Annotated in this window: 23 protein-coding genes; 18 read left to right on the top strand and 5 right to left on the bottom strand. The window is 57.4% G+C overall.

Annotated features, from left to right (window positions below):
- Positions 1 to 210: 210 nt before the first annotated feature.
- Positions 211 to 1,164 (top strand): nickel/cobalt transporter, encoded by a 954-nt coding sequence (locus UTO39_RS18515; RefSeq protein ID WP_320727771.1) that lies wholly within the window; start codon positions 211 to 213, stop codon positions 1,162 to 1,164.
- A gap of 33 nt (positions 1,165 to 1,197) precedes the next feature.
- Here UTO39_RS18515 and proP read toward each other — a convergent pair whose 3' ends face one another.
- Complete coding sequence (gene proP, locus UTO39_RS18510; protein WP_061099509.1) at positions 1,198 to 2,700, bottom strand: glycine betaine/L-proline transporter ProP; 1,503 nt, start codon at positions 2,698 to 2,700, stop codon at positions 1,198 to 1,200.
- 652 nt (positions 2,701 to 3,352) lie between these two features.
- Here proP and kdgT point away from each other — a divergent pair.
- The gene (gene kdgT, locus UTO39_RS18505) at positions 3,353 to 4,345 is read left to right on the top strand and encodes a 2-keto-3-deoxygluconate transporter (RefSeq protein ID WP_061099511.1); all 993 of its coding nucleotides are present in this window, start codon (positions 3,353 to 3,355) and stop codon (positions 4,343 to 4,345) included.
- A gap of 58 nt (positions 4,346 to 4,403) precedes the next feature.
- Here the strand turns inward: kdgT and UTO39_RS18500 are convergent, their stop codons facing one another.
- Complete coding sequence (locus tag UTO39_RS18500; RefSeq protein ID WP_061099512.1) at positions 4,404 to 5,279, bottom strand: diguanylate cyclase regulator RdcB family protein; 876 nt, start codon at positions 5,277 to 5,279, stop codon at positions 4,404 to 4,406.
- Entirely contained in the window at positions 5,276 to 7,630 is a 2,355-nt protein-coding gene (gene crfC, locus UTO39_RS18495) for a clamp-binding protein CrfC (RefSeq protein WP_320727770.1), read from the bottom strand. The genes UTO39_RS18500 and crfC overlap by 4 nt, the downstream gene beginning before the upstream one ends.
- Positions 7,631 to 8,224: 594 nt before the next feature.
- Here crfC and UTO39_RS18490 point away from each other — a divergent pair.
- The 16 genes from UTO39_RS18490 (at position 8,225) to phnP (ending at position 19,875) form a co-directional block, all read left to right on the top strand.
- Positions 8,225 to 8,560, top strand: coding sequence for a zinc ribbon domain-containing protein YjdM (locus UTO39_RS18490; RefSeq protein WP_028015217.1), 336 nt, complete (start codon positions 8,225 to 8,227; stop codon positions 8,558 to 8,560).
- Between the two features lie 80 nt (positions 8,561 to 8,640).
- Complete coding sequence (gene yjdN / locus UTO39_RS18485; protein ID WP_320727769.1) at positions 8,641 to 9,078, top strand: VOC family metalloprotein YjdN; 438 nt, start codon at positions 8,641 to 8,643, stop codon at positions 9,076 to 9,078.
- A gap of 136 nt (positions 9,079 to 9,214) precedes the next feature.
- Positions 9,215 to 10,003, top strand: coding sequence for a phosphonate ABC transporter ATP-binding protein (gene phnC, locus UTO39_RS18480; RefSeq protein ID WP_061099515.1), 789 nt, complete (start codon positions 9,215 to 9,217; stop codon positions 10,001 to 10,003).
- 23 nt (positions 10,004 to 10,026) lie between these two features.
- On the top strand, positions 10,027 to 11,043 hold the full coding sequence (gene phnD, locus UTO39_RS18475) for a phosphonate ABC transporter substrate-binding protein (protein ID WP_320727768.1): 1,017 nt from the start codon (positions 10,027 to 10,029) through the stop codon (positions 11,041 to 11,043).
- A gap of 52 nt (positions 11,044 to 11,095) precedes the next feature.
- Positions 11,096 to 11,875, top strand: coding sequence for a phosphonate ABC transporter, permease protein PhnE (gene phnE / locus UTO39_RS18470; protein ID WP_320727767.1), 780 nt, complete (start codon positions 11,096 to 11,098; stop codon positions 11,873 to 11,875).
- A 20-nt stretch (positions 11,876 to 11,895) separates the two neighbouring features.
- Positions 11,896 to 12,621, top strand: coding sequence for a phosphonate metabolism transcriptional regulator PhnF (gene phnF, locus UTO39_RS18465; RefSeq protein WP_080330005.1), 726 nt, complete (start codon positions 11,896 to 11,898; stop codon positions 12,619 to 12,621).
- Entirely contained in the window at positions 12,622 to 13,074 is a 453-nt protein-coding gene (phnG, locus tag UTO39_RS18460; RefSeq protein ID WP_061099519.1) for a phosphonate C-P lyase system protein PhnG, read from the top strand. It abuts the gene before it with no gap.
- Positions 13,071 to 13,655 carry a phosphonate C-P lyase system protein PhnH gene (phnH, locus tag UTO39_RS18455; RefSeq protein ID WP_151412720.1) on the top strand — a complete coding sequence of 195 codons (585 nt, stop codon included), beginning with the start codon at positions 13,071 to 13,073 and terminating at the stop codon, positions 13,653 to 13,655. The genes phnG and phnH overlap by 4 nt, the downstream gene beginning before the upstream one ends.
- On the top strand, positions 13,655 to 14,719 hold the full coding sequence (locus UTO39_RS18450) for a carbon-phosphorus lyase complex subunit PhnI (RefSeq protein WP_061099521.1): 1,065 nt from the start codon (positions 13,655 to 13,657) through the stop codon (positions 14,717 to 14,719). Before phnH ends, UTO39_RS18450 begins: the two co-directional genes overlap by 1 nt.
- On the top strand, positions 14,712 to 15,557 hold the full coding sequence (gene phnJ / locus UTO39_RS18445) for an alpha-D-ribose 1-methylphosphonate 5-phosphate C-P-lyase PhnJ (protein WP_061099522.1): 846 nt from the start codon (positions 14,712 to 14,714) through the stop codon (positions 15,555 to 15,557). The genes UTO39_RS18450 and phnJ overlap by 8 nt, the downstream gene beginning before the upstream one ends.
- Entirely contained in the window at positions 15,554 to 16,309 is a 756-nt protein-coding gene (gene phnK, locus UTO39_RS18440) for a phosphonate C-P lyase system protein PhnK (RefSeq protein ID WP_320727766.1), read from the top strand. The genes phnJ and phnK overlap by 4 nt, the downstream gene beginning before the upstream one ends.
- A gap of 9 nt (positions 16,310 to 16,318) precedes the next feature.
- Positions 16,319 to 16,999, top strand: a complete 681-nt coding sequence (gene phnL / locus UTO39_RS18435) for a phosphonate C-P lyase system protein PhnL (protein WP_320727765.1) — start codon at positions 16,319 to 16,321, stop codon at positions 16,997 to 16,999.
- Positions 16,996 to 18,132, top strand: a complete 1,137-nt coding sequence (gene phnM / locus UTO39_RS18430; RefSeq protein WP_320727764.1) for an alpha-D-ribose 1-methylphosphonate 5-triphosphate diphosphatase — start codon at positions 16,996 to 16,998, stop codon at positions 18,130 to 18,132. Before phnL ends, phnM begins: the two co-directional genes overlap by 4 nt.
- Entirely contained in the window at positions 18,129 to 18,680 is a 552-nt protein-coding gene (gene phnN, locus UTO39_RS18425; protein WP_151412718.1) for a ribose 1,5-bisphosphokinase, read from the top strand. The genes phnM and phnN overlap by 4 nt, the downstream gene beginning before the upstream one ends.
- Complete coding sequence (phnO, locus tag UTO39_RS18420; RefSeq protein WP_061099526.1) at positions 18,673 to 19,107, top strand: aminoalkylphosphonate N-acetyltransferase; 435 nt, start codon at positions 18,673 to 18,675, stop codon at positions 19,105 to 19,107. The genes phnN and phnO overlap by 8 nt, the downstream gene beginning before the upstream one ends.
- Before the next feature lie 9 nt (positions 19,108 to 19,116).
- On the top strand, positions 19,117 to 19,875 hold the full coding sequence (gene phnP, locus UTO39_RS18415; RefSeq protein WP_116343868.1) for a phosphonate metabolism protein PhnP: 759 nt from the start codon (positions 19,117 to 19,119) through the stop codon (positions 19,873 to 19,875).
- Between the two features lie 52 nt (positions 19,876 to 19,927).
- Here the strand turns inward: phnP and yjdP are convergent, their stop codons facing one another.
- Positions 19,928 to 20,251, bottom strand: coding sequence for a DDRRRQL repeat protein YjdP (yjdP, locus tag UTO39_RS18410; RefSeq protein WP_028015201.1), 324 nt, complete (start codon positions 20,249 to 20,251; stop codon positions 19,928 to 19,930).
- A 69-nt stretch (positions 20,252 to 20,320) separates the two neighbouring features.
- Positions 20,321 to 20,953: a GNAT family N-acetyltransferase gene (locus tag UTO39_RS18405; protein WP_151412716.1), complete on the bottom strand. Its 633-nt coding sequence runs from the start codon at positions 20,951 to 20,953 to the stop codon at positions 20,321 to 20,323.
- Between the last annotated feature and the right edge of the window lie 91 nt (positions 20,954 to 21,044).

Here is a 21,044-nt window from a genome sequence, read left to right as displayed (position 1 = left end):
GGAGGCGCATTATAGGGAGTTCTCCGCAGGCCGCAACCGCTAAATGACAGAAAAATGACTGACTGCTGCATTCCACAGCAAAACCCCGCCTTATACCTTTTTACACACAGACTTATCCACAAACTCATCTGGATCCCACTGCGATCCTGCGAACTGAAACGGAAGATCATCTATACTAGCGGCAAATATTCTTCTCCGCAGAGCCCCCTCATGAATACACAACGCCTGCGCCGCGACTGGCATCTCCCTGGAGCCGGGTTAATGTTGCTGGCAATCCTCTTCGCGGGATTTACCCTGCATACGCACTGGAACGCCTTTATCCAGTGGTGTCTTGCTACGCAAATTACCCTGCACCGTTATCTGGTAATGTATCTGCTGCAGCTTAATAACCACCAGTACAGCGGCGGATTATGGCTCTTAACAGGCGCTTTCCTCTATGGCGTCCTTCACGCCATCGGGCCGGGTCATGGGAAATTCATAATGACGACCTATCTGACCACCAATAAGGAGAGCGAGCTGGCCGCCCGGGTGGTCCCCTTCATTGGCAGCCTGATGCAGGGCGTCAGCGCCATTCTGTTCGTCTTTATACTGGCGGTGGGGTTTAACCTCACCTCTGGGGATATCAGTACCAGCCGCTGGTACGTTGAGAAGATAAGCGCCGTGCTGATTGGCGCGTTTGGTGCTTTCATCATTTACCAGGCGCTGAAGAGCCTGCGTTCACAGCGAATGTCGATCTCAGCTATTAAGCCCCTTCATCAGCATGATGAACGCTGTGGCTGTGGTCATCACGGCGTGGGCGCAGATCTGACACAAGGAGACTGGAAAACGCGTCTGGGCGTCATTCTGGCGATTGGCGCACGCCCGTGCAGCGGTGCGATCATGATTCTGATGTTTTCGAACGCGCTGGGCATTGTCACCTGGGGAATGGCGGCCGTTATGACCATGTCTTTAGGAACGGCACTCTCTATTATGGGGCTATCACTGGCGGTTCGTTATGCCCGTGAACGCACGGTGGCATGGTTCGGGGGAAATAGCTCGTTCAGGTGGCTGGTGCCGGCCGTTAAAATTGCCGGAGGGATCGTCCTGATCCTGTTTGCGACCGTCCTGTTCCTGACGGTCATCCCCATCAGCGCCAACGGCGACTACATCGCCGCCGGATGCTAATAAAAGAAAACCCGCCGTTGGCGGGTTTCTTTATTACTCGTTAATCCGTGGATGTTGATCAACAAGACGGGAGCGTTTCTTCTGCAGCTCTTCAATCTCTGCGTCGATATCCTCAATCTTCTGCTCAACGTTATCGTAGTGCTCGCGCAGGATCTCTTTCGCTTCCTGAATATCGGATGCCGCAGGCGTCGCCCCTTTCAGAGGACGGTTCGCCGTCTCCTTCATGGTCAGGCCGGTCGCCAGACCGACTACCGCGATAACCATCAGATAGTAGGCTGGCATCATCAGGTTCTGCGTGCTTTCCACCAGAGAGGCGGCAAGCGTAGGCGTCAGGCCAGCAATCAGAACGGAGATATTGAACGCCGCCGCCAGCGCACTATAACGAATGTGCGTCGGGAACATCGCAGGTAATGTAGACGCCATCACCCCGATAAAGCAGTTCAGGATCACCGCCAGCATCAGCAGACCCGCGAAAATCAGACCCAGCACGTTACTGTTGATCAGGATAAAGGCCGGGATCGCCAGCGCAAACAGCGCCACGCTCCCCAGGATGATAAACGGTCGGCGGCCAAAGCGGTCGCTCAGCAGCCCCATCATTGGCTGCACAAACAGCATACCCACCATGATGGCGATAATAATCAGCACGCCGTGATCTTCCGAGTAGTGCAGGTTATGCGACAGATAGCTCGGCATGTAGGTCAGCAGCATGTAATAAGTGACGTTGGTGGAAATCACCAGACCAATACAGGTCAGCAGGCTGCGCCAGTGCTTCGTCGCGATCTCTTTAAAGGAGACTTTTGGACCATCCTGCAGCCCTTCGCGGTCGCCCTGCTCCAGTTTCTCAACGTGCTGCTGGAACGCAGGCGTCTCTTCCAGCGCGTGACGCAGGTAAAGACCGATGATACCCAGCGGAAGCGCGATAAAGAACGGGATACGCCAGCCCCAGTCGAGGAAGTTCTCCTCACCGACCACGGTTGAAATCAGGACCACGACGCCTGCGCCCATCACAAACCCGGCAATCGAACCGAAGTCCAGCCAGCTGCCCATGAAGCCGCGCTTACGGTCAGGGGAATATTCCGCGACGAAGATCGACGCCCCGGTATACTCACCCCCGACGGAGAAGCCCTGCGCCATCTTACAGAGCAACAGCAGAATAGGTGCCCAGATGCCGATCGTGGCATAGGACGGAATTAGGCCGATACAGAACGTACTGATCGACATAATGACAATGGTGATAGCGAGTATTTTCTGGCGACCGTATTTGTCACCGAGCATACCGAAGAACAGACCACCCAGCGGGCGAATGAGGAAGGGAACGGAGAACGTACCCAGTGCGGCAATCATCTGCAGGCTGGGGTCAGCCCCGGGGAAGAACACTTTACCTAACGCGTAGGCGACAAAGCCATAGACACCAAAATCGAACCATTCCATCGCATTACCAAGCGAGGCTGCGGTAATGGCTTTACGCAGTTTTGCGTCATCAATAATGGTGACGTCGCGCAGCGTGATGGGTTTAACTTTTTTCCTTCTCAGCATAGCTATCCTCGTTGACTCGGCCCTGTCTGTTTCACAGTCCTGTTTACGTGCTGTGAACCATGGGATCCGCTCCATGCGAATCGCCTTATTCAAGCGTAGCAGGTTTACTTACATTGACGTTTTCCGTCGATACAACCGAACCTGTTGACGCCTGTCTGGGCAGTTAATGACCTTTTTACCCTACCAGCGTTTATATTTGTGATCAACTTCACATATATATTTATGCTGCGTAAAGTGAAGACAGTATTTGTCAACTTCCGCAAATAAGACCTTCCTCAAGCCGTCCCCGAATGAAGATTTCAGTCAAAAGCTTTTTCATTTTAATCACTGAATAAAAAGCCATTTTTTTACAAGAGATTTACATAAATCTAAGCCTGCCAGAACGCGTCTTAAAGTTTACATTCAATATGTGATGCAGATAACTAAAACACAGTTTTATTTTCATTGAATCATTATTCCAGTGATCGCATGATAATTCCCGAAACACAGCGCCGAGCGCTTTCTGACAAGAGAAAACGAGAGCGCTTGCTGAAAATGAGTTGCGGGGTTATCAAATACAAACCATCAAAAAACCCTTCATCAAATTGAATTTATTAATTTTTTATTTACACCTGCCGCTCGCCACGAGTGGTAAAAATTGTGAGGGTTGTATATGAAGATTAAAGCCACGATAGAACGCATACCGGGTGGTATGATGCTGGTGCCGCTGGTACTCGGTGCCATTCTGAATACATTAGCGCCTGATACCGGGGCTTATTTTGGTGGTTTCACAAAGGGGATGATTACGGGTACCGTTCCCATCCTGGCGGTCTGGTTCTTTTGTATCGGCGCATCGATAAATTTACGCGCTACGGGTACCGTATTACGCAAATCCGGAACGCTGGTGATAACCAAAATAGCGGTTGCCTGGGTTGTCGCAATGATATGCGCGATGTTCATTCCGGAAAATGGAATTCAGACCGGTTTCTTCGCCGGGCTATCCGTCCTGGCGATTGTCTCGGCGATGGATATGACCAACGGCGGGCTGTATGCCAGCCTGATGAACCAGTACGGAACGAAAGAGGAGTCAGGCGCATTTGTTTTGATGTCTCTGGAGTCCGGCCCGCTCATGACGATGCTGATCCTGGGCTCCGCTGGCCTTGCCTCTTTTGAACCGCATCACTTTGTCGGGGCGATCCTGCCGTTCCTGATCGGTTTTGCCCTGGGGAATCTGGATCACGATCTGCGTGATTTCTTCAGCAAAGCCACGCCGGTGCTGATCCCGTTCTTTGGCTTTGCGCTGGGCAACACCATCAACCTGAACGTGATCCTTGATACGGGACTGCTGGGGATTGTGCTGGGTGTCGCGGTTATCATCATCACCGGTATTCCGCTGATTATTGCCGACCGCGTGATCGGCGGAGGAAACGGCACGGCGGGCGTCGCCGCCTCTTCAGCCGCAGGCGCTGCCGTCGCAAACCCGGTCATTATCGCCCAGATTAACCCGGCCTTCGAACCGGTGGCCGCTTCCGCGACGGCACTGGTTGCCGCCAGCGTGATTGTCACCGCGATTCTGGTGCCCATCATCACGGCGCTGTACGCAAAACGCTACGGAAATGCACCCAAGCAGGAATTAGAGCGGGAAGCGGTAGAACTTCATCATTAACACACCGCACCAGTCTCTCCCCTCTCCCCTATGGGGAGAGGGTCAGGGTGAGGGGAATTCAACCAAAAATCTCTTCCACCATCGCATCCACCAGCCGTTTTGCCGAACACAGCCTCGGCATACCCAGCGCGACGGTCTGCCAGTTTTGCGTCACTGACCAGCTCACCGGGTGTAGATCCGCCTGACACCAGTCGCCCAGCCAGCCCAGCATGTCTTTATGATCGATTAAACCCGCCGAAGCGGGTGTGGTTAGCCATTGATGATAAAAATGGCGCGTCGTGGGGGACGCATTGATACCCTGCGCGAGGTAGTTGGCGGCCATGCTGCGTAAATTATCCTTGAGCATTGCCGACACATCGTTGTTCGCCAGACGACATGCATCGCCAAATGCTCCCCAGCGCAGCTCTTCCAGAACAATGAAGCAGCGCCCGGCCAACGACCAGCCATCATAGTGACCGGCTCGCCAGCGGGTGAAAATTTGTTCACTGTGCTCGCCTGCCTGTACCGTCAGTCCACGCTGGGTCAGCGCCTTTTCTTTATAGGCGGCACGTTGGGTAAAATGAGAAGAGAGCTCCGCATACTGTTCAAGCAGGCCGGGAGATGGCTGAGCGCGCAGGTGAGCCGGCTGGCGCAGTGCAATCAGCTTATCGGCCATCAGCGTCAGCGCGAGATGGCCCGGATCCAGCATGCCTGCAAGCTTTTCCGCCAGCCCCAGGCGCAGGGCCGCGTTCTCATTAAGCATTCCCGCCATCGCCCAGGGCCGCAGCCGGGTATGCGTCATGATCTCCTGAGTCAAACGTTCACGAAACTGCAGCTGCTGCGGCCCCAGACGGGGATGGCGCGCCGCGTCCACGCCCTGCACAAGATCGACCATAAACTTGGGATGAATACACTCCAGCGTCCGCCCGGGACCGTCCAGTAGCTGTGTTGTCATGGTTGCTCTGCTGCGAATAGAGTTTGAATGTCATCGCGTAACAGTCGAGTATCTTCCTGTATCCACGTCGCAGTCGTAATGCTTTGCTTCAACAGCTGGCTGAGCGCTCGGGTTGAATGCTCATTTTGTTGACGCACTGCGAGGCTATCACGCAAGCTTTCCTGTAACCCGGTCAGGCATAACGAAAATTCTGCAAAGAACGTCGCCATTCCGGCCGTAACAGAGACATCGACCTGCGCGGACAAAGCTTTACGTATTTGTTCACAAAACTGATCAATATGTTGCTTAAATTTGTCATGCAGCTGCGCAATGTCGATTACATAGCGCGTGCGCGTGACCACATAATCATCCCAGCCCCAGCCCGGATTATTGAGCCAACGCGAAACGGTTTCACGCATACTGCTCCCGGAGGAAGGCTGACCTGCCGGCCGGTTATCCTGCGCAATGGCATCGTTAAACAGTGCCCGCGTATTGAAGTTAAGCTGGTTAGCCTGAAAAGCCGGGAAGCTGATCCGCGCCCGGAAGCCGGCATGGCTCAGGTGCTCTTTAATACGCGTTTCAATAGGGCGCATAGCTTCATTCAGCGAGCGCGCCAGCGTAGATTCCAGCTGATCGAAGCGTAACGCCAGCTCCCGGGCGATTTTTGCCTGCGCATCCAGCATGATAAGTTCACAGGAGGAGCGAATTTTACTCAGGACGATCTGCGCCTGACCTTCATCATCCAGAACCAGCGGTTCCCGCTCTTGCGGTTCATCACTGCGGCGATTCAGCCGCTCAATGCCTGCCAGATCAAGAATATTTTGAGTGCTGAACACCTGGCCCACTGCCTGATGAAGCGCCGTTTTTTCGGCCTCCATAAAGTCCGCGGTCGCGTTCAGCGCCTGCTCAACTTCATGTTTCACCTCATCGCTCACCGCGCTCTGGCGCGTCTGCAGCAGCGCCATATCTTCTTCAAGACGCGCGATGTTCATTTCCAGCGCCTCAAAGGCCACCGTCAGCCCCTGATAGCGGAAGTCGAGATACTCCCGGGCATTTTGCGCGTAGTTGAGCAGCTTATGCGAGGCCGAGCGCAGCGCGAATAGCGAGGCATTGGCATAGGCGGCGTAAATCAGCTTGCGTATCGGCTGTTCAAACAGCGAATCTTCCCAGAGCAAATCGGCTGCGTGACGGATATGGTCTATATCGTCCAGGTCCTCCGTACGCCAGCGGCGTCCCAGGGCGGCTTCGGCAAAATCCTGCACCCAGGGTTGCTCCTGATGATCCGGCAGGCGTCCGCGGGCATTCATCTCGTAGCGGGCGCGGTTTGCCAGATACGCCCACATAGAGGAAACAGGGTAGATCTGGCCAGGCGAAATATTGCCTTTCATTAAGGTACCGGAGATCATCGCCCTGACCTGCTCTTCATCGTCGCTATTGCGATCCTTCTGGTCGAATTTATTCACCAGCGCATACAGAGGCACTGATTTCCCCGCAACCGAAATAGCCTGGCGGACCTCTTCATCAGAAATAGATTTAAGCTGGGTATAATCCATCACCGCCAGCACCGCCGACGCGCGGGCTAATTGTTCGCTAAGCATTTTTTGCAGATGCGGTTGTCCGGCCTCATTGGGGCCGGGGGTATCAAGCAGCGTCAGCTGACCAAGGTGAGCATCGAGACCCGCAAGATGCACGAACTCCACTTCAATCACCGGAATATGTTCGATAGCCGCGTATTCGGAGAACGGAAACGCCACGCCCAGCGCCTGGGAGAGCCTCACCAGGTCATTGAGACTTTTCAGGCAATGAAATATTGGCTGCGCACCCAGATAATGCTTTTCAAAGGCCTCGCCTTTCTCAATGCGTTCAAGCAGCGTATTCATGTCCTTATCGATTTCCAGATGCAGGGCCAGCTTGCCGCGATCGTAATCGCCAAGCTTTTTCTGCAGCAGGTGAATCAAATCATCAATAGGAGAGACGTGCGAGAAGTGGAGCACCGGCTCTTTCTGGCCTGGCGTATGACGAATCAGCGTAGGAAGCGCCGTCATTGGGCGGTTGCGGTTCGGCAACACTTCGGTACCCACAATGGCATTAATGGTGGTCGATTTCCCCGCTTTCATCGTGCCAACGATAGCCAGAACCATTTCCAGACGTGTTATTTTGCGTAATTCATTATTCAGCGTTGCCTGCTGTGCTTCGACGCCTCGCGCACTAAAATGCAAAGGCAGAACGTTGTTCTTTTCACCCGTAATAGCGGCCGTCCTCTTCTCCAGCATCGCTGTCGGCATTGATTTCAGGGTATCAAGATTTTGCAGGGCGAGCTGTAACAAACGTTCAGCTTCCTGGCTTAATTCAAAAATGGTCTGTGTGTGCATGATAAAAGCCTTTCCTTAACGCAAATTTATTACTTTTATTAAGCCACTTGTATTAATTATGATGTTCAGGCTTATATGATCACGTGTGGAAAACATGTTCACCGAAATATAACTGATTGAAGATAATCAGAAATAAATGGCTATCCCTGCATGGCGTGTTAAGCTCTCCTCAAGGCCTGAAAGCCAAAAGATAAAAAGCCAGGCCCATTTTAAGAAGCTTCAGGATATATCATCATTATTTACCCACCTAAAAAGAGAGGGATAGGCCGCCGCCATAAGAAATGTATGGCAGTAAAGATCGAAGATAAATAACAATGCGTTGCTTCACCTTATCCGAAATGAAGGTGCGTAGCAATTTGCCGCAATAAAATATTCGATATATTTAGCGACTTCTCTTTCCACCGTGTTAATGACGTTAGCATCGCTTAGTTGACTGACAGTAAGTGTCACTCACAACACATTTTCTGCGTTTTTTAAATTCACAATAGCACCGACAAAAGTGTGGATTTGCGTTATACTTGCCGCCTTTTTCGGCACCCTGCCGTCATTTAGCTGGCACTTTCCAGCGCGTTAACACTTTTTGAGGATACCGATATGCAACTCCCACACTGCCCAAAATGCAATTCTGAATACACCTACGAAGATAATGGCATGTTCATCTGCCCGGAATGCGCACACGAATGGAATGATGCCGAGCCGGCGCAGGACGCTGATGCGCTTGTCGTTAAAGATGCGAACGGCAATCTGCTGGCGGATGGCGACAGCGTCACCGTGGTGAAAGATCTGAAGGTGAAAGGCAGCTCTTCTATGCTCAAGATCGGCACCAAAGTGAAGAATATCCGTCTGGTGGAAGGCGATCATAATATCGACTGCAAAATTGACGGCTTCGGTCCGATGAAGCTGAAATCCGAGTTCGTGAAAAAGAACTGATTTACCCGCCCGGTGGCGCTTCGCTTACCGGGCTTTCGGGAACTACACTTAACGGGCTTTTCTTACGTGAGGTAAAGATTATGCCGTTAAGTCCCTACATCTCTTTCGCCGGCAACTGTGCAGAGGCTACCGCCTTCTATCAGCAGGCCGTCGGCGCAGAACTCCTCTATAAAATCACCTTCGGCGAAATGCCAAAAAGCGATAACAGCGAAGAAGGCTGTCCGTCCGGCATGCAGTTTCCGGATTCGGCTATCGCTCACTCCAACGTTCGCATTGCGGGCAGCGATATCATGATGAGCGACGGGCTGCCGCCGGGCAGCAGCGCACAGTACGCGGGCTTCACGCTGGTGCTCGACACGCAGGATGTGTCGGAAGGCAAACGCTGGTTCGACAACCTTGCCGACAGCGGCAATATCGAAATGGCCTGGCAGGAAACCTTCTGGGCGCACGGCTTCGGTAAAGTCACCGACAAATACGGCGTGCCGTGGATGATAAACGTCGTTAAGCAGCAGCACTAATTTTCGGGCGGTGGGCGGTCTGCCTCCGCCTGTCATCAAACTCCCCTCAACTCTTCAAACTCCCGCAACCTGCACTTAACCCAAATGTCATATTGATGCGCCAGCATGAGGCCACATTTATCGTGAGGCCCAGCACATGCAAACCGTCATCCGCGTCGAGAAACTGAGCAAGACCTTCAATCACAACAAGGCGCTGCATGCCGTTGATCTGACCGTCCAGCAGGGCGAAATGGTGGCGCTTCTCGGGCCGTCTGGCTCGGGGAAATCCACCCTTTTACGTCACTTAAGCGGCCTCATTACCTGCGATAAAACGCCGGAAAGCCACGTCGAGCTGCTGGGCAACACCGTGCAGCGCGCGGGGCGTCTGGCGAGCGATATCCGAAAAAGCCGCGCCCGGACGGGCTACATCTTCCAGCAGTTCAACCTGGTGAACCGCCTGACGGTGCTGGAGAACGTGCTGATTGGCGCGCTCGGCAGCACCCCGTTCTGGCGCACCTGCCTGCGCTGGTTCTCCCCATCCCAGAAGCAGGAAGCCTTGCAGGCGCTAACCCGCGTCGGCATGGCGCACTTCGCCCACCAGCGCGTCTCCACCCTGTCCGGTGGACAACAGCAGCGCGTCGCCATCGCCCGCGCGCTGATGCAGAAAGCGCAAATCATTCTGGCCGACGAGCCCATCGCCTCGCTGGACCCGGAATCGGCGCGCATCGTGATGGAAACCCTGCGCGACATCAACCAGAACGACGGCATTACCGTGGTGGTCACGCTGCATCAGGTGGATTACGCCCTGCGCTACTGCGAGCGCATCGTCGCCCTGCGTCAGGGCCATGTGTTCTTCGATGGCGCAAGCCACCAGTTTGATAACGAACGTTTTGATCATCTCTACCGCAGCGTAAACCGCGTCGAAGAACGCGCGCAGGCTGCATAACGTCCCCATAACGAGGAATGGAAATGAACTACAAAGCCGTTGCCGCGCTGGCCTTTACCAGCATGTTCAGCATCAGCACCCTGCTAAGCCCGGCGTATGCGGAAGAGCAGGAAAAAGCGCTGAATTTCGGCATTATTTCGACGGAATCACAGCAGAACCTGAAGCCGCAGTGGGAACCGTTCCTGAAAGATATGGAAACCAAACTGGGGATCAAAGTGAACGCCTTCTTCGCCCCGGACTACGCGGGCATCATTCAGGGGATGCGCTTCAACAAAGTGGACATCGCCTGGTACGGTAACCTTTCCGCTATGGAAGCGGTGGACCGCGCCAACGGCCAGGTCTTTGCCCAGACCGTTGCGGCAGATGGCTCCCCGGGCTACTGGAGCGTGCTGATCGTCAACAAAGACAGCCCGATCAACACCCTCAACGACATGATTGCCAAACGCAAAGAGCTGACCTTTGGTAACGGCGATCCAAACTCCACCTCCGGCTTCCTCGTCCCCGGCTACTACGTCTTCGCGAAAAACAACATCTCCGCCAGCGACTTCAAGCGCACGGTGAACGCCGGGCACGAAACCAACGCGCTGGCCGTGGCGAACAAGCAGGTGGACGTTGCCACCAACAACACCGAAAACCTCGACAAGCTGAAGACATCCGCGCCGGACAAGCTGAAAGAACTGAAGGTTATCTGGAAATCGCCGCTGATCCCCGGCGACCCAATCGTCTGGCGCAAAAACCTCTCCGAAAGCACCAAAGACAAGGTCTATGACTTCTTTATGAACTACGGCAAAACGCCGGAAGAGAAAGCGGTTCTGGAACGTCTGGGCTGGGCACCGTTCCGCGCGTCCAGCGATTTGCAGCTGGTCCCGATTCGCCAGCTGGCGCTGTTCAAGCAGATGCAGGCCGTGAAGGACAACAAAGGGCTCAAGGATGAGGAGAAGACCAGCAAAGTGTCTGAAATCCAGGCGCAGCTGGAAGACCTCGACCGCCTGACCGCCGCGCTCGGCGCGATGACCAGCGTGAATAAAGCGGTGCAGTAACACTTTTCTCCCTCTCCCTGTGGGAGAGGGGACTAAACCCAAAGGAGTCAACATGCAAACCATCACCCTCCCGCCGCCAAAGCGCAGCTGGTTCTCGCTCATAAGCTGGGCCATCCTGCTCGCGGTGCTGGTTATCTCCTGGAAAGGCGCAGAGATGGATCCGCTGCTGCTCTTCAAAGATTCCGGCAACATGGCCACCTTCGCCGCCGACTTCTTCCCGCCGGATTTCAGCCAGTGGCCGGATTACCTCAGCGAAATGGCCATTACCCTGCAAATCGCCGTCTGGGGCACCGCCCTTGCCGTCGTTATCTCCATTCCGTTTGGCCTGATGAGCGCCGAAAACATCGTGCCGTGGTGGGTTTACCAGCCGATGCGTCGCCTGATGGACGCCTGCCGCGCCATCAACGAAATGGTGTTCGCCATGCTGTTCGTGGTGGCCGTCGGCCTGGGTCCGTTCGCGGGTGTGATGGCGCTGTTCATCCATACCACCGGCGTGCTCTCCAAGCTGCTCTCGGAAGCGGTCGAAGCCATCGAGCCCGGCCCGGTGGAAGGCATCCGCGCAACGGGCGCCAACAAAATCGAAGAGATCCTCTACGGCGTACTGCCGCAGGTGATGCCGCTGCTCATCTCCTACTCCCTGTACCGCTTTGAGTCCAACGTCCGCTCCGCCACCGTGGTCGGCATGGTGGGCGCAGGCGGGATTGGCGTCACCCTGTGGGAAGCGATTCGCGGTTTCCAGTTCCAGCAAACCTGCGCCCTGATGGTGCTCATCATCGTCACCGTCAGCCTGCTGGATTTCCTCTCTCAACGTTTGCGTAAGCACTTCATCTGAGAAGCGAGGCTTTGATTTGTATGCACTTATCCAGACATCCGACCAGTTACCCCACCCGCTGGCAAGAGATTGCGGCAAAGCTCGAAGTGGAGCTGCGCACGCACTACCGCTGCGGTGACTACCTGCCCGCCGAGCAGCAGCTTGCCGACCGCTACGAGGTGAACCGCCATACGCTACGCCGCGCCATTGACCAGCTGGTCGAGCGCGGCTGGGTCCAGCGCCGTCAGGGCGTCGGCGTGCTGGTGCTGATGCGCCCGTTCGACTACCCGCTTAACGCCCAGGCGCGCTTTAGCCAGAACCTGCTGGATCAGGGCAGCCACCCGACCAGCGAAAAGCTGCTCTCGGTATTGCGCCCGGCCTCCAGCCACGTGGCGGACGCGCTGGGGATTCAGGAGGGCGATAACGTCGTTCACCTGCGCACCCTGCGCCGGGTTAACGGCGTGGCGGTGTGCCAGATCGACCACTACTTCGCGGACCTGGCCCTCTGGCCAGTGCTGCAAAACTTTGCCAGCGGTTCCCTGCACGACTTTCTTCAGGACGCCACGGGCATCGCCCTCAAGCGCACCCAGACGCGCATCAGCGCCCGCCGCGCGCAGGCGAAAGAGAGCAAGGTGCTCGAAATTCCCAACATGGCCCCGCTGCTCTGCGTGCGTACCCTTAACCACCGTGACGGTGAGATCAACGCGACGGAATACTCCGTCAGCCTGACCCGCGCCGACATGATTGAATTCACCATGGAGCACTGAATGCACGTCGACACCTCCACCCGACAGCGCTGGATGCGCGTGCTGGCCCACAGCCAGCCTGCCGCCCTGCGTGAGCGCATGAACGCACTGGGCCTGACGCCTGACTACGACACTATCCGCGCACCGGAAATCGGTCTGGTACAAATTCAGGCCCGGATGGGCGGCACCGGCGAGCGCTTTTTCGCGGGCGATGCCACCCTCACCCGCGCGGCTATCCGCCTGAACAGCGGCACGCTGGGCTACAGCTACGTGCTGGGTCGCGATAAAGCGCACGCCGAGCGCTGCGCGGTAATCGACGCCCTTTTGCAGGAACCCCCGCATTTCCAGACGTTAATGGAAACCCTTATTGCCCCGCTGGAAGCCGACCGCGCCGCACGCATTGCCGCACGTCAGGCCGAAGTGAACACCAGCCGGGTCGACTTCTTTACGCTCGTTCGCGGAGATAACGCATGACGCTTCAACCTGCTTTTACCCTGGCCGTCCAGGATGCCCAACAAAGTTTTCGTCGCCTGCTGAAGGCCATGAGCGAGCCGGGCGTGATTGTCTCCCTGCACCAGCTCTCTCAGGGCTGGCTGCCGCTGAACCTCGCCTCCACCAGCGTGCTGCTGACGCTGGCCGACAACGACACCCCGGTATGGCTGTCAGGCGCCCTGTCGAACGATATTGCCAGCCAGAACCTGCGTTTCCACACCAGCGCTCCGCTGGTCGAACAGCCGCAGCAGGCGGTGTTTGCCGTGGCCGACGAACAGATTAGCCACGAGCAGCTTAACGCCCTGAGCGAAGGCACTGCCGTCGCCCCGGAGACCAGCGCCACGCTAATTTTGCAGGTCTCCAGCCTGAGCGGCGGCCGCATGCTGCGCCTGACGGGCGCAGGCATCGCCGACGAGCGCATGGTCGCGCCGCAGCTGCCGGAGTGCATCATTCACGAGCTGACCGAACGCCCGCACCCGTTCCCGCTGGGCATTGACCTGATCCTGACCTGCGGCGAGCGCCTGCTGGCGATCCCGCGAACCACCCACGTGGAGGTGTGCTGATGTACGTAGCCGTCAAAGGAGGCGAAAAGGCCATCGCCGCCGCCCATGCCTTACAGGAGCACAGACGCCGGGGCGATGAACAGCTTCCCGAGCTGAGCGTCGCCCAGATTGAGCAGCAGCTTAACCTCGCGGTTGACCGCGTGATGACCGAGGGCGGCGTTGCCGACCGCGAGCTTGCAGCGCTGGCGCTGAAGCAGGCCAGCGGCGACAACGTGGAAGCCATCTTTCTGCTGCGCGCCTGGCGCACTACCGTTCCCCGTCTGGCGGTCAGCGAGCCGGTGAACACGGCGGAGATGCGCCTGGAGCGCCGCATTTCTGCCGTTTATAAAGATATTCCCGGCGGCCAGCTGCTTGGCCCTACCTACGATTACACCCATCGCCTGCTGGACTTCACCCTGCTGGCGAACGGCGAAGCCCCAGCGCTCGGCACTTCAGACGCCGAACAAGAACCGTCTCCGCACGTCTTTAGCCTGCTGGCAAACCAGGGTCTGGCGAAGGCGGAAGAGGACACGGGAGCCACGCCGGACGACGTCACCCGCACGCCGCCGGTTTACCCGTGCTCGCGCTCGTCCCGCCTGCAGCAGCTGATGCGCGGCGACGAAGGCTATCTGCTGGCGCTGGCCTACTCCACCCAGCGCGGCTACGGGCGCAACCACCCGTTCGCGGCAGAGATCCGCAGCGGCTATATCGACGTTGAAATCGTGCCGGAAGAGCTGGGTTTTGCGGTGAACGTCGGCGAACTGCTGATGACCGAGTGCGAAATGGTCAACGGCTTCGTCGCGCCGGAGAATGAAGATCCGCATTTTACCCGCGGCTACGGGCTGGTGTTTGGCCTCGGCGAGCGCAAGGCGATGGCGATGGCGCTGGTTGACCGTGCACTGCAGGCGCCGGAGTACGGCGAGCACATTGCCGGCCCGGCGCAGGACGAAGAGTTCGTGCTGGCCCACGCGGATAACGTCGAGGCCGCAGGCTTTGTCTCGCACCTCAAGCTGCCGCACTACGTCGATTTCCAGGCCGAACTGGAACTGCTGAAACGCCTGCAACGGGAGCGCGCCAATGGCTAACTTAAGCGGCTACAACTTTGCCTATCTGGACGAGCAAACCAAACGCATGATCCGCCGCGCTATCTTAAAAGCGGTGGCTATTCCGGGCTATCAGGTGCCGTTCGGCGGGCGCGAAATGCCGATGCCCTACGGCTGGGGCACGGGCGGCATCCAGCTGACCGCCAGCGTGATCGGCGAAGCGGACGTGTTGAAGGTCATCGACCAGGGCGCGGACGACACCACCAACGCCGTGTCGATCCGCAACTTCTTTAAGCGCGTAACGGGCGTCAATACCACCGAAAAAACGGAAGACGCGACGCTGATCCAGACCCGCCACCGCATCCCGGAAACCCCGCTGACGGAAGATCAGATTCTGATTTTCCAGGTGCCGATCCCGGAGCCGCTGCGCTTTATCGAGCCGCGCGAAACCGAGACCCGCACCATGCACGCGCTGGAAGAGTACGGGATCATGCAGGTCAAACTGTATGAAGATATCGCCCGCTTCGGCCATATCGCCACCACCTACGCCTATCCGGTGAAGGTCAACGGGCGCTACGTGATGGACCCGTCGCCAATCCCTAAATTCGACAACCCGAAGATGGACATGATGCCAGCCCTGCAGCTCTTTGGTGCCGGACGTGAAAAACGCATCTACGCCGTGCCGCCCTACACCCGCGTCGAAAGCCTGGATTTCGACGATCACCCGTTTACGGTGCAGGAGTGGGACGAGCCGTGCGCCATCTGCGGCTCCAGACACAGCTATCTGGATGAAGTGGTGCTGGACGACACGGGCAAACGGATGTTTGTCTGCTCCGACACCGATTACTGCCGCCAACAGAGCGAGGCGAACGACCAATGAAACCGCTGCTTTCGGTTAATAACCTGACCCATCTTTATGCGCCGGGAAAAGGCTTCAGCGACGTGTCGTTCGAGCTGTGGCCGGGCGAAGTGCTGGGAATTGTCGGCGAGTCCGGCTCCGGCAAAACCACCCTGCTGAAGTCCATCTCCGCGCGCCTGACGCCGCAACACGGGGAGACCCTGTATCAGGGACGCTCCCTCTACGGCATAAGCGAGGCCGAGCGCCGCCGCCTGCTGCGCACCGAGTGGGGCGTGGTGCATCAGCATCCGATGGACGGCCTGCGCCGCCAGGTGTCGGCGGGAGGCAATATCGGCGAACGGCTGATGTCCACCGGCGCGCGGCACTACGGCAACATCCGCGCCACGGCGCAGCAATGGCTGGAGGAGGTGGAAATCCCCGCCTCGCGCATCGACGACCTGCCGACCACCTTTTCCGGCGGCATGCAGCAGCGTTTACAAATTGCCCGTAACCTGGTCACCCATCCGAAGCTGGTCTTTATGGATGAACCCACCGGCGGGCTGGACGTCTCCGTGCAGGCCCGCCTGCTCGACCTGCTGCGCGGCCTGGTGGTGGAGCTGAACCTCGCCGTGGTAATTGTCACCCACGATTTAGGCGTTGCGCGCCTGCTGGCGGACCGCCTGCTGGTGATGAAGCAGGGTCAGGTGGTGGAAAGTGGGTTAACCGACCGCGTGCTCGACGACCCGCATCATCCGTACACCCAGCTGCTGGTGTCCTCGGTATTACAGAATTAAGAGGCCAACATGATCCGCGTAGAAAACGTCAGTAAGACCTTTGTGCTCCATCAGCAAAACGGCGTGCGCCTGCCGGTGCTGCAAAACGCCTCGTTAGAGGTGAATCAGGGCGAATGCGTGGTGCTACACGGCCACTCCGGCAGCGGTAAATCGACCCTGCTGCGCTCCCTGTACGCCAACTATTTACCGGACGAAGGGCACATCCGCATCCGCCACAATGATGAATGGGTCGATCTGGTTCAGGCCCCGGCGCGCAAGGTGCTGGAAGTGCGCCGCTCGACGATCGGCTGGGTGAGCCAGTTCCTGCGGGTGATCCCGCGGATCTCCGCCCTGGACGTGGTGATGCAGCCCCTGCTGGATCTTGGCGTGCCGCGCGAAACCTGCGCCGCCAGGGCCGCCAGCCTGCTGACGCGCCTCAACGTGCCGGAGCGTCTGTGGCACCTCGCCCCGTCGACCTTTTCCGGCGGCGAGCAGCAGCGCGTGAACATCGCGCGCGGGTTTATCGTCGACTATCCGATTTTACTGCTGGATGAACCCACCGCCTCGCTCGACGCTAAAAACAGCGCAGCGGTGATAGCGCTGATCGAACAGGCCAAAGCGCGTGGCGCGGCGATCGTCGGGATCTTCCACGACGACGCCGTTCGCAGCCGCGTGGCGGACAGGCTGCATCCGATGGGGACAAACGCATGATTATCAATAACGTCAGGCTGGTGCTGGAAAATGAGGTTGTGAAGGGTTCGGTTGAAACCCATGACGGCGTCATCCGCGCCTTTGCCGAAACCCAAAGCCGTTCCCCTGAAGCGATGGATGGCGACGGCGGCTGGCTGCTGCCGGGGCTGATTGAGCTGCATACCGATAATCTGGACAAATTCTTCACCCCGCGACCGAAGGTGGACTGGCCCGCCCATTCGGCGATGAGCAGCCACGACGCGCTGATGGTCGCCAGCGGCATTACTACGGTGCTGGACGCGGTAGCAATCGGCGACGTGCGCGACGGCGGCGATCGCCTGGAGAATCTGGAGAAGATGATCAACGCCGTGGAGGAGACGCAAAAGCGCGGCCTCAACCGCGCCGAACACCGTCTGCACCTGCGCTGCGAGCTGCCGCACCACACCACGCTGCCGCTGTTTGAAAAGCTGGTCGGGCGCGAGCCGGTCTCGCTGGTCTCCCTGATGGACCACTCGCCGGGGCAGCGCCAGTTCGCCAACATTGAAAAGTATCGTGAATACTATCAGGGCAAATACTCGCTCAACGACGCGGAGATGGCGCGCTACGAAGAAGAGCAGCTGGCCCTGGCGGCCCAGTGGTCGCAGCCCAACCGCCTTAAGATTGCCGCAATGTGCCGGGACAGGAATATCGCGCTGGCCAGCCATGACGACGCCACCCACGATCACGTGCGCGAATCCCACCAGCTTGGCAGCGTGATCGCCGAATTTCCCACCACGTTTGAAGCGGCGGAGGCGTCACGCAAACACGGCATGAACGTGCTGATGGGCGCACCGAACATCGTGCGCGGCGGATCGCACTCCGGTAACGTGGCGGCAAGCAGGCTCGCCTCCCTCGGCCTGCTGGATATTCTCTCGTCCGACTACTATCCCGCCAGCCTGCTGGATGCGGCGTTCCGGATAGCGGACGACGAAGGCAACAGCTTTACGCTGCCGCAGGCGATTCGTCTGGTGACGAAAAACCCGGCCACCGCGCTTAATCTTCAGGATCGCGGGGAAATCGCCGAAGGCAAACGGGCAGATCTGGTGCTCGCCCACCGCAAGGGCGAGCACGTTCATATCGACCACGTCTGGCGTCAGGGAAAAAGGGTGTTCTGATGGGAAGACTCATCTGGTTAATGGGGCCCTCCGGCTCCGGTAAGGACAGCCTGCTCTCGGCGTTACGGCAGCGGGAACATTCACAGCTGCTGGTGGCGCACCGCTACATTACCCGCGCGGCGAACGCCGGGAGCGAAAACCATATCGCCCTCAGCGAACAGGAGTTTTTTACCCGCGCCGGGCAAAACCTGCTGGCGCTAAGCTGGCACGCCAACGGCTTTTATTATGGCGTGGGCATTGAGATTGACCTCTGGCTGCACGCGGGCTTCGACGTGCTGGTTAACGGCTCGCGCGCGCATCTGCCGCAGGCAAAAGCCCGGTACGAAGCGGCGCTGCTGCCGGTCTGCCTGCAGGTCTCTCAGGACGTTCTGCGCAGCCGACTACAAAGCCGGGGGCGGGAAAATGCGCGTGAGATAGACCAGCGCCTCGAGCGCGCGGCGCGCTACACGCCGTCGGGCTGCCACGTCCTCAATAACGACGGAAGTTTGCTACAGTCAGTCGAGACCTTTTTATCGCTGATACGCCAGAAGGAGAAACAGCATGCCTGACTGTCCGCTTCGCCCCGCCACCGCCGACGATGCGCCGATCGTTTACGCTCTGATCTGCGAGCTTAAGCAGTGTGAATTTGACCATCAGGCGTTTCACGCCGGCTATCTTGCCAATCTGCAGGATCACAACATGCGCTACCAGCTTGCCGAGCTGGACGGACAGGTCGTCGGCATGATCGGTCTGCACATGCAGTTTCACCTGCATCACGCCCGCTGGATCGGCGAGATCCAGGAGCTGGTGGTGATGCCGCAGGCGCGCGGGCTAAAGGTGGGCAGCCAGCTGCTGGCCTGGGCGGAAGAGGTAGCACGAGAGGCGGGCGCGGAGTTGACCGAGCTCTCCACCAGCGTGAAGCGCACGGACGCGCACCGTTTTTACGTTCGTGAGGGATATACGCAGAGCCATTTTCGATTCACCAAACCGCTGTAGAGGTGCGCTATGAGTCTGACCATCACGTTAACGGGAACCGGAAGCGCACAGCTCGTGCCGGTCTTTGGCTGCGACTGCGCGGCCTGCCGCCGGGCGCGCCTGCAGGATAACTATCGCCGTCGCCCCTGCAGCGCGGTGGTCAAATTCAACGACGCGGTCACCCTTCTGGATGCGGGCATTCCGCACCTGATGGACGACTGGCCGGCGGGCAGCTTCCAGCAGTTTTTGCTCACGCACTACCATATGGATCACGTCCAGGGGCTCTTCCCCCTGCGCTGGGGCGTGGGCGCAACGATTCCGGTGTACGGCCCGCCGGACGACGCAGGGTGTGACGACCTGTTTAAACATCCGGGAATTCTGGATTTCAGCCACACGGTCGAGCCGTTCGTGATGTTTGAGCTGCAGGGGCTGCGGGTCACGCCGCTGCCGCTCAACCATTCAAAACTGACCTTCGGGTATCTGCTGGAATCCGCCCACAGCCGCGTGGCGTGGCTCTCTGATACGGCCGGGCTGCCGGATAAAACGGTGACGTTTCTGCTCAACAATCAGCCACAGGCGATAATCATCGACTGCAGCCATGAACCGCGCGACGAGACCCCGCGCAACCATTGTGATTTAAATACCGTGGTTGCGCTGAACGAGGTGATTGGCTGCCCGCAGGTGATCCTGACCCACATCAGCCATCAGTTTGACGTGTGGATGATGGATAACCCGCTGCCGGACGGCATTGAGGCAGGGTATGACGGGATGGTGCTGGTGCTGGATTAGGTTTTCTCCCTCTCCCGTGGGAGAGGGTTGGGGTGAAGGCAACAGGCCGCACTTAGCCTCGATCGTAATCATCCTCTAACCGACGCTCATCCTCTTCTAACCGACGCCTGTCGTCATCCAGCTGGCGCTGACGCTCGTCTAAGCGGCGGCGTCGGTCTTCAAGCTGCCGACGACGGTCGTCGTACTGTCGGCTGTCGATTTGACGGCTGCGGTCGTAACGATCGTCGTCATCATCATTACGGCTGCTGCTTGGGTTATAGGCATCGTTGATCGCCTGCTGAATGTTGCCAATGGCGTCATCAATCACATCGGCATGCGCCAGTTGGCTGGTTAAAGTCAGCAGACCAAATAACAGGACGGTAGAGTAACGTTTCATAAGGCCAGACTCGCAGGGGAACTGGCCTTACGGTAATGAATGGCTGGGAACCGGGGTAGCGGAGGAATCTCAAATTCTGTTGCGAGCGGACTCTTCCATTAGCTGATTCGCTCGGCGTTTATTTTCTGCAACCAGAACGATGCCATAACATTTTTGATCCGGTGAATGGCTCCAGATACGATCTTCAGGAATACAGCCTCCATCATAAATAACTTTGCTACCGTCATACGGCCAAAATGCCCCCTGCTCGGTATCAAGTACAAATACCGCAATTTGGTCTGATTCGCGGGCTATTTTCTGCCAAAGCATCTTGCCGCCTTCATATTGCTCAAAATCGCTGACAAGCGTAACGCCACATTGTAATACCAGGGCTTCATACAGGCGGGTTGCCAGTCCCTTATCACGCTCGGCAGGATCAACGCATATCCCTTCTACCTGAATAACGTTGGCATCTTCCCAGCAGCGCTCTACGGCAATAATGTCTTCACCCAAATGCGTTTTACGTTGCAAATCCAGGGCAGCAACTACCCGATGTCTGGGCACACCATCAAAAGTTTCGACATCTGCTTCAATAATCGCAGCCCTTGGCGTCAGGCTATCAAAAATGACATGTAACACCCGCCCGGAGAGTTCAAATTCATCAACGAGCTTAAATGACCTTGCAACCGTCCTGGGGCTGTATGTTGTAGGCATCACGATCATATGTGAGTCCCCTCTTGTGAGTACCGGCATAGTTCCCTTTATATCCCAATCTGCTAAATTTTGCGCAGGTTAGCATCACCCGCTTCATGCA

The sequence above is a fragment of the Enterobacter sp. 118C5 genome, assembly GCF_034107645.1.
Taxonomy (GTDB): domain Bacteria; phylum Pseudomonadota; class Gammaproteobacteria; order Enterobacterales; family Enterobacteriaceae; genus Enterobacter; species Enterobacter nematophilus.
Note: the sequence above shows the minus strand (reverse complement) of the source record. Positions and strands in the feature narration are given on the sequence as shown.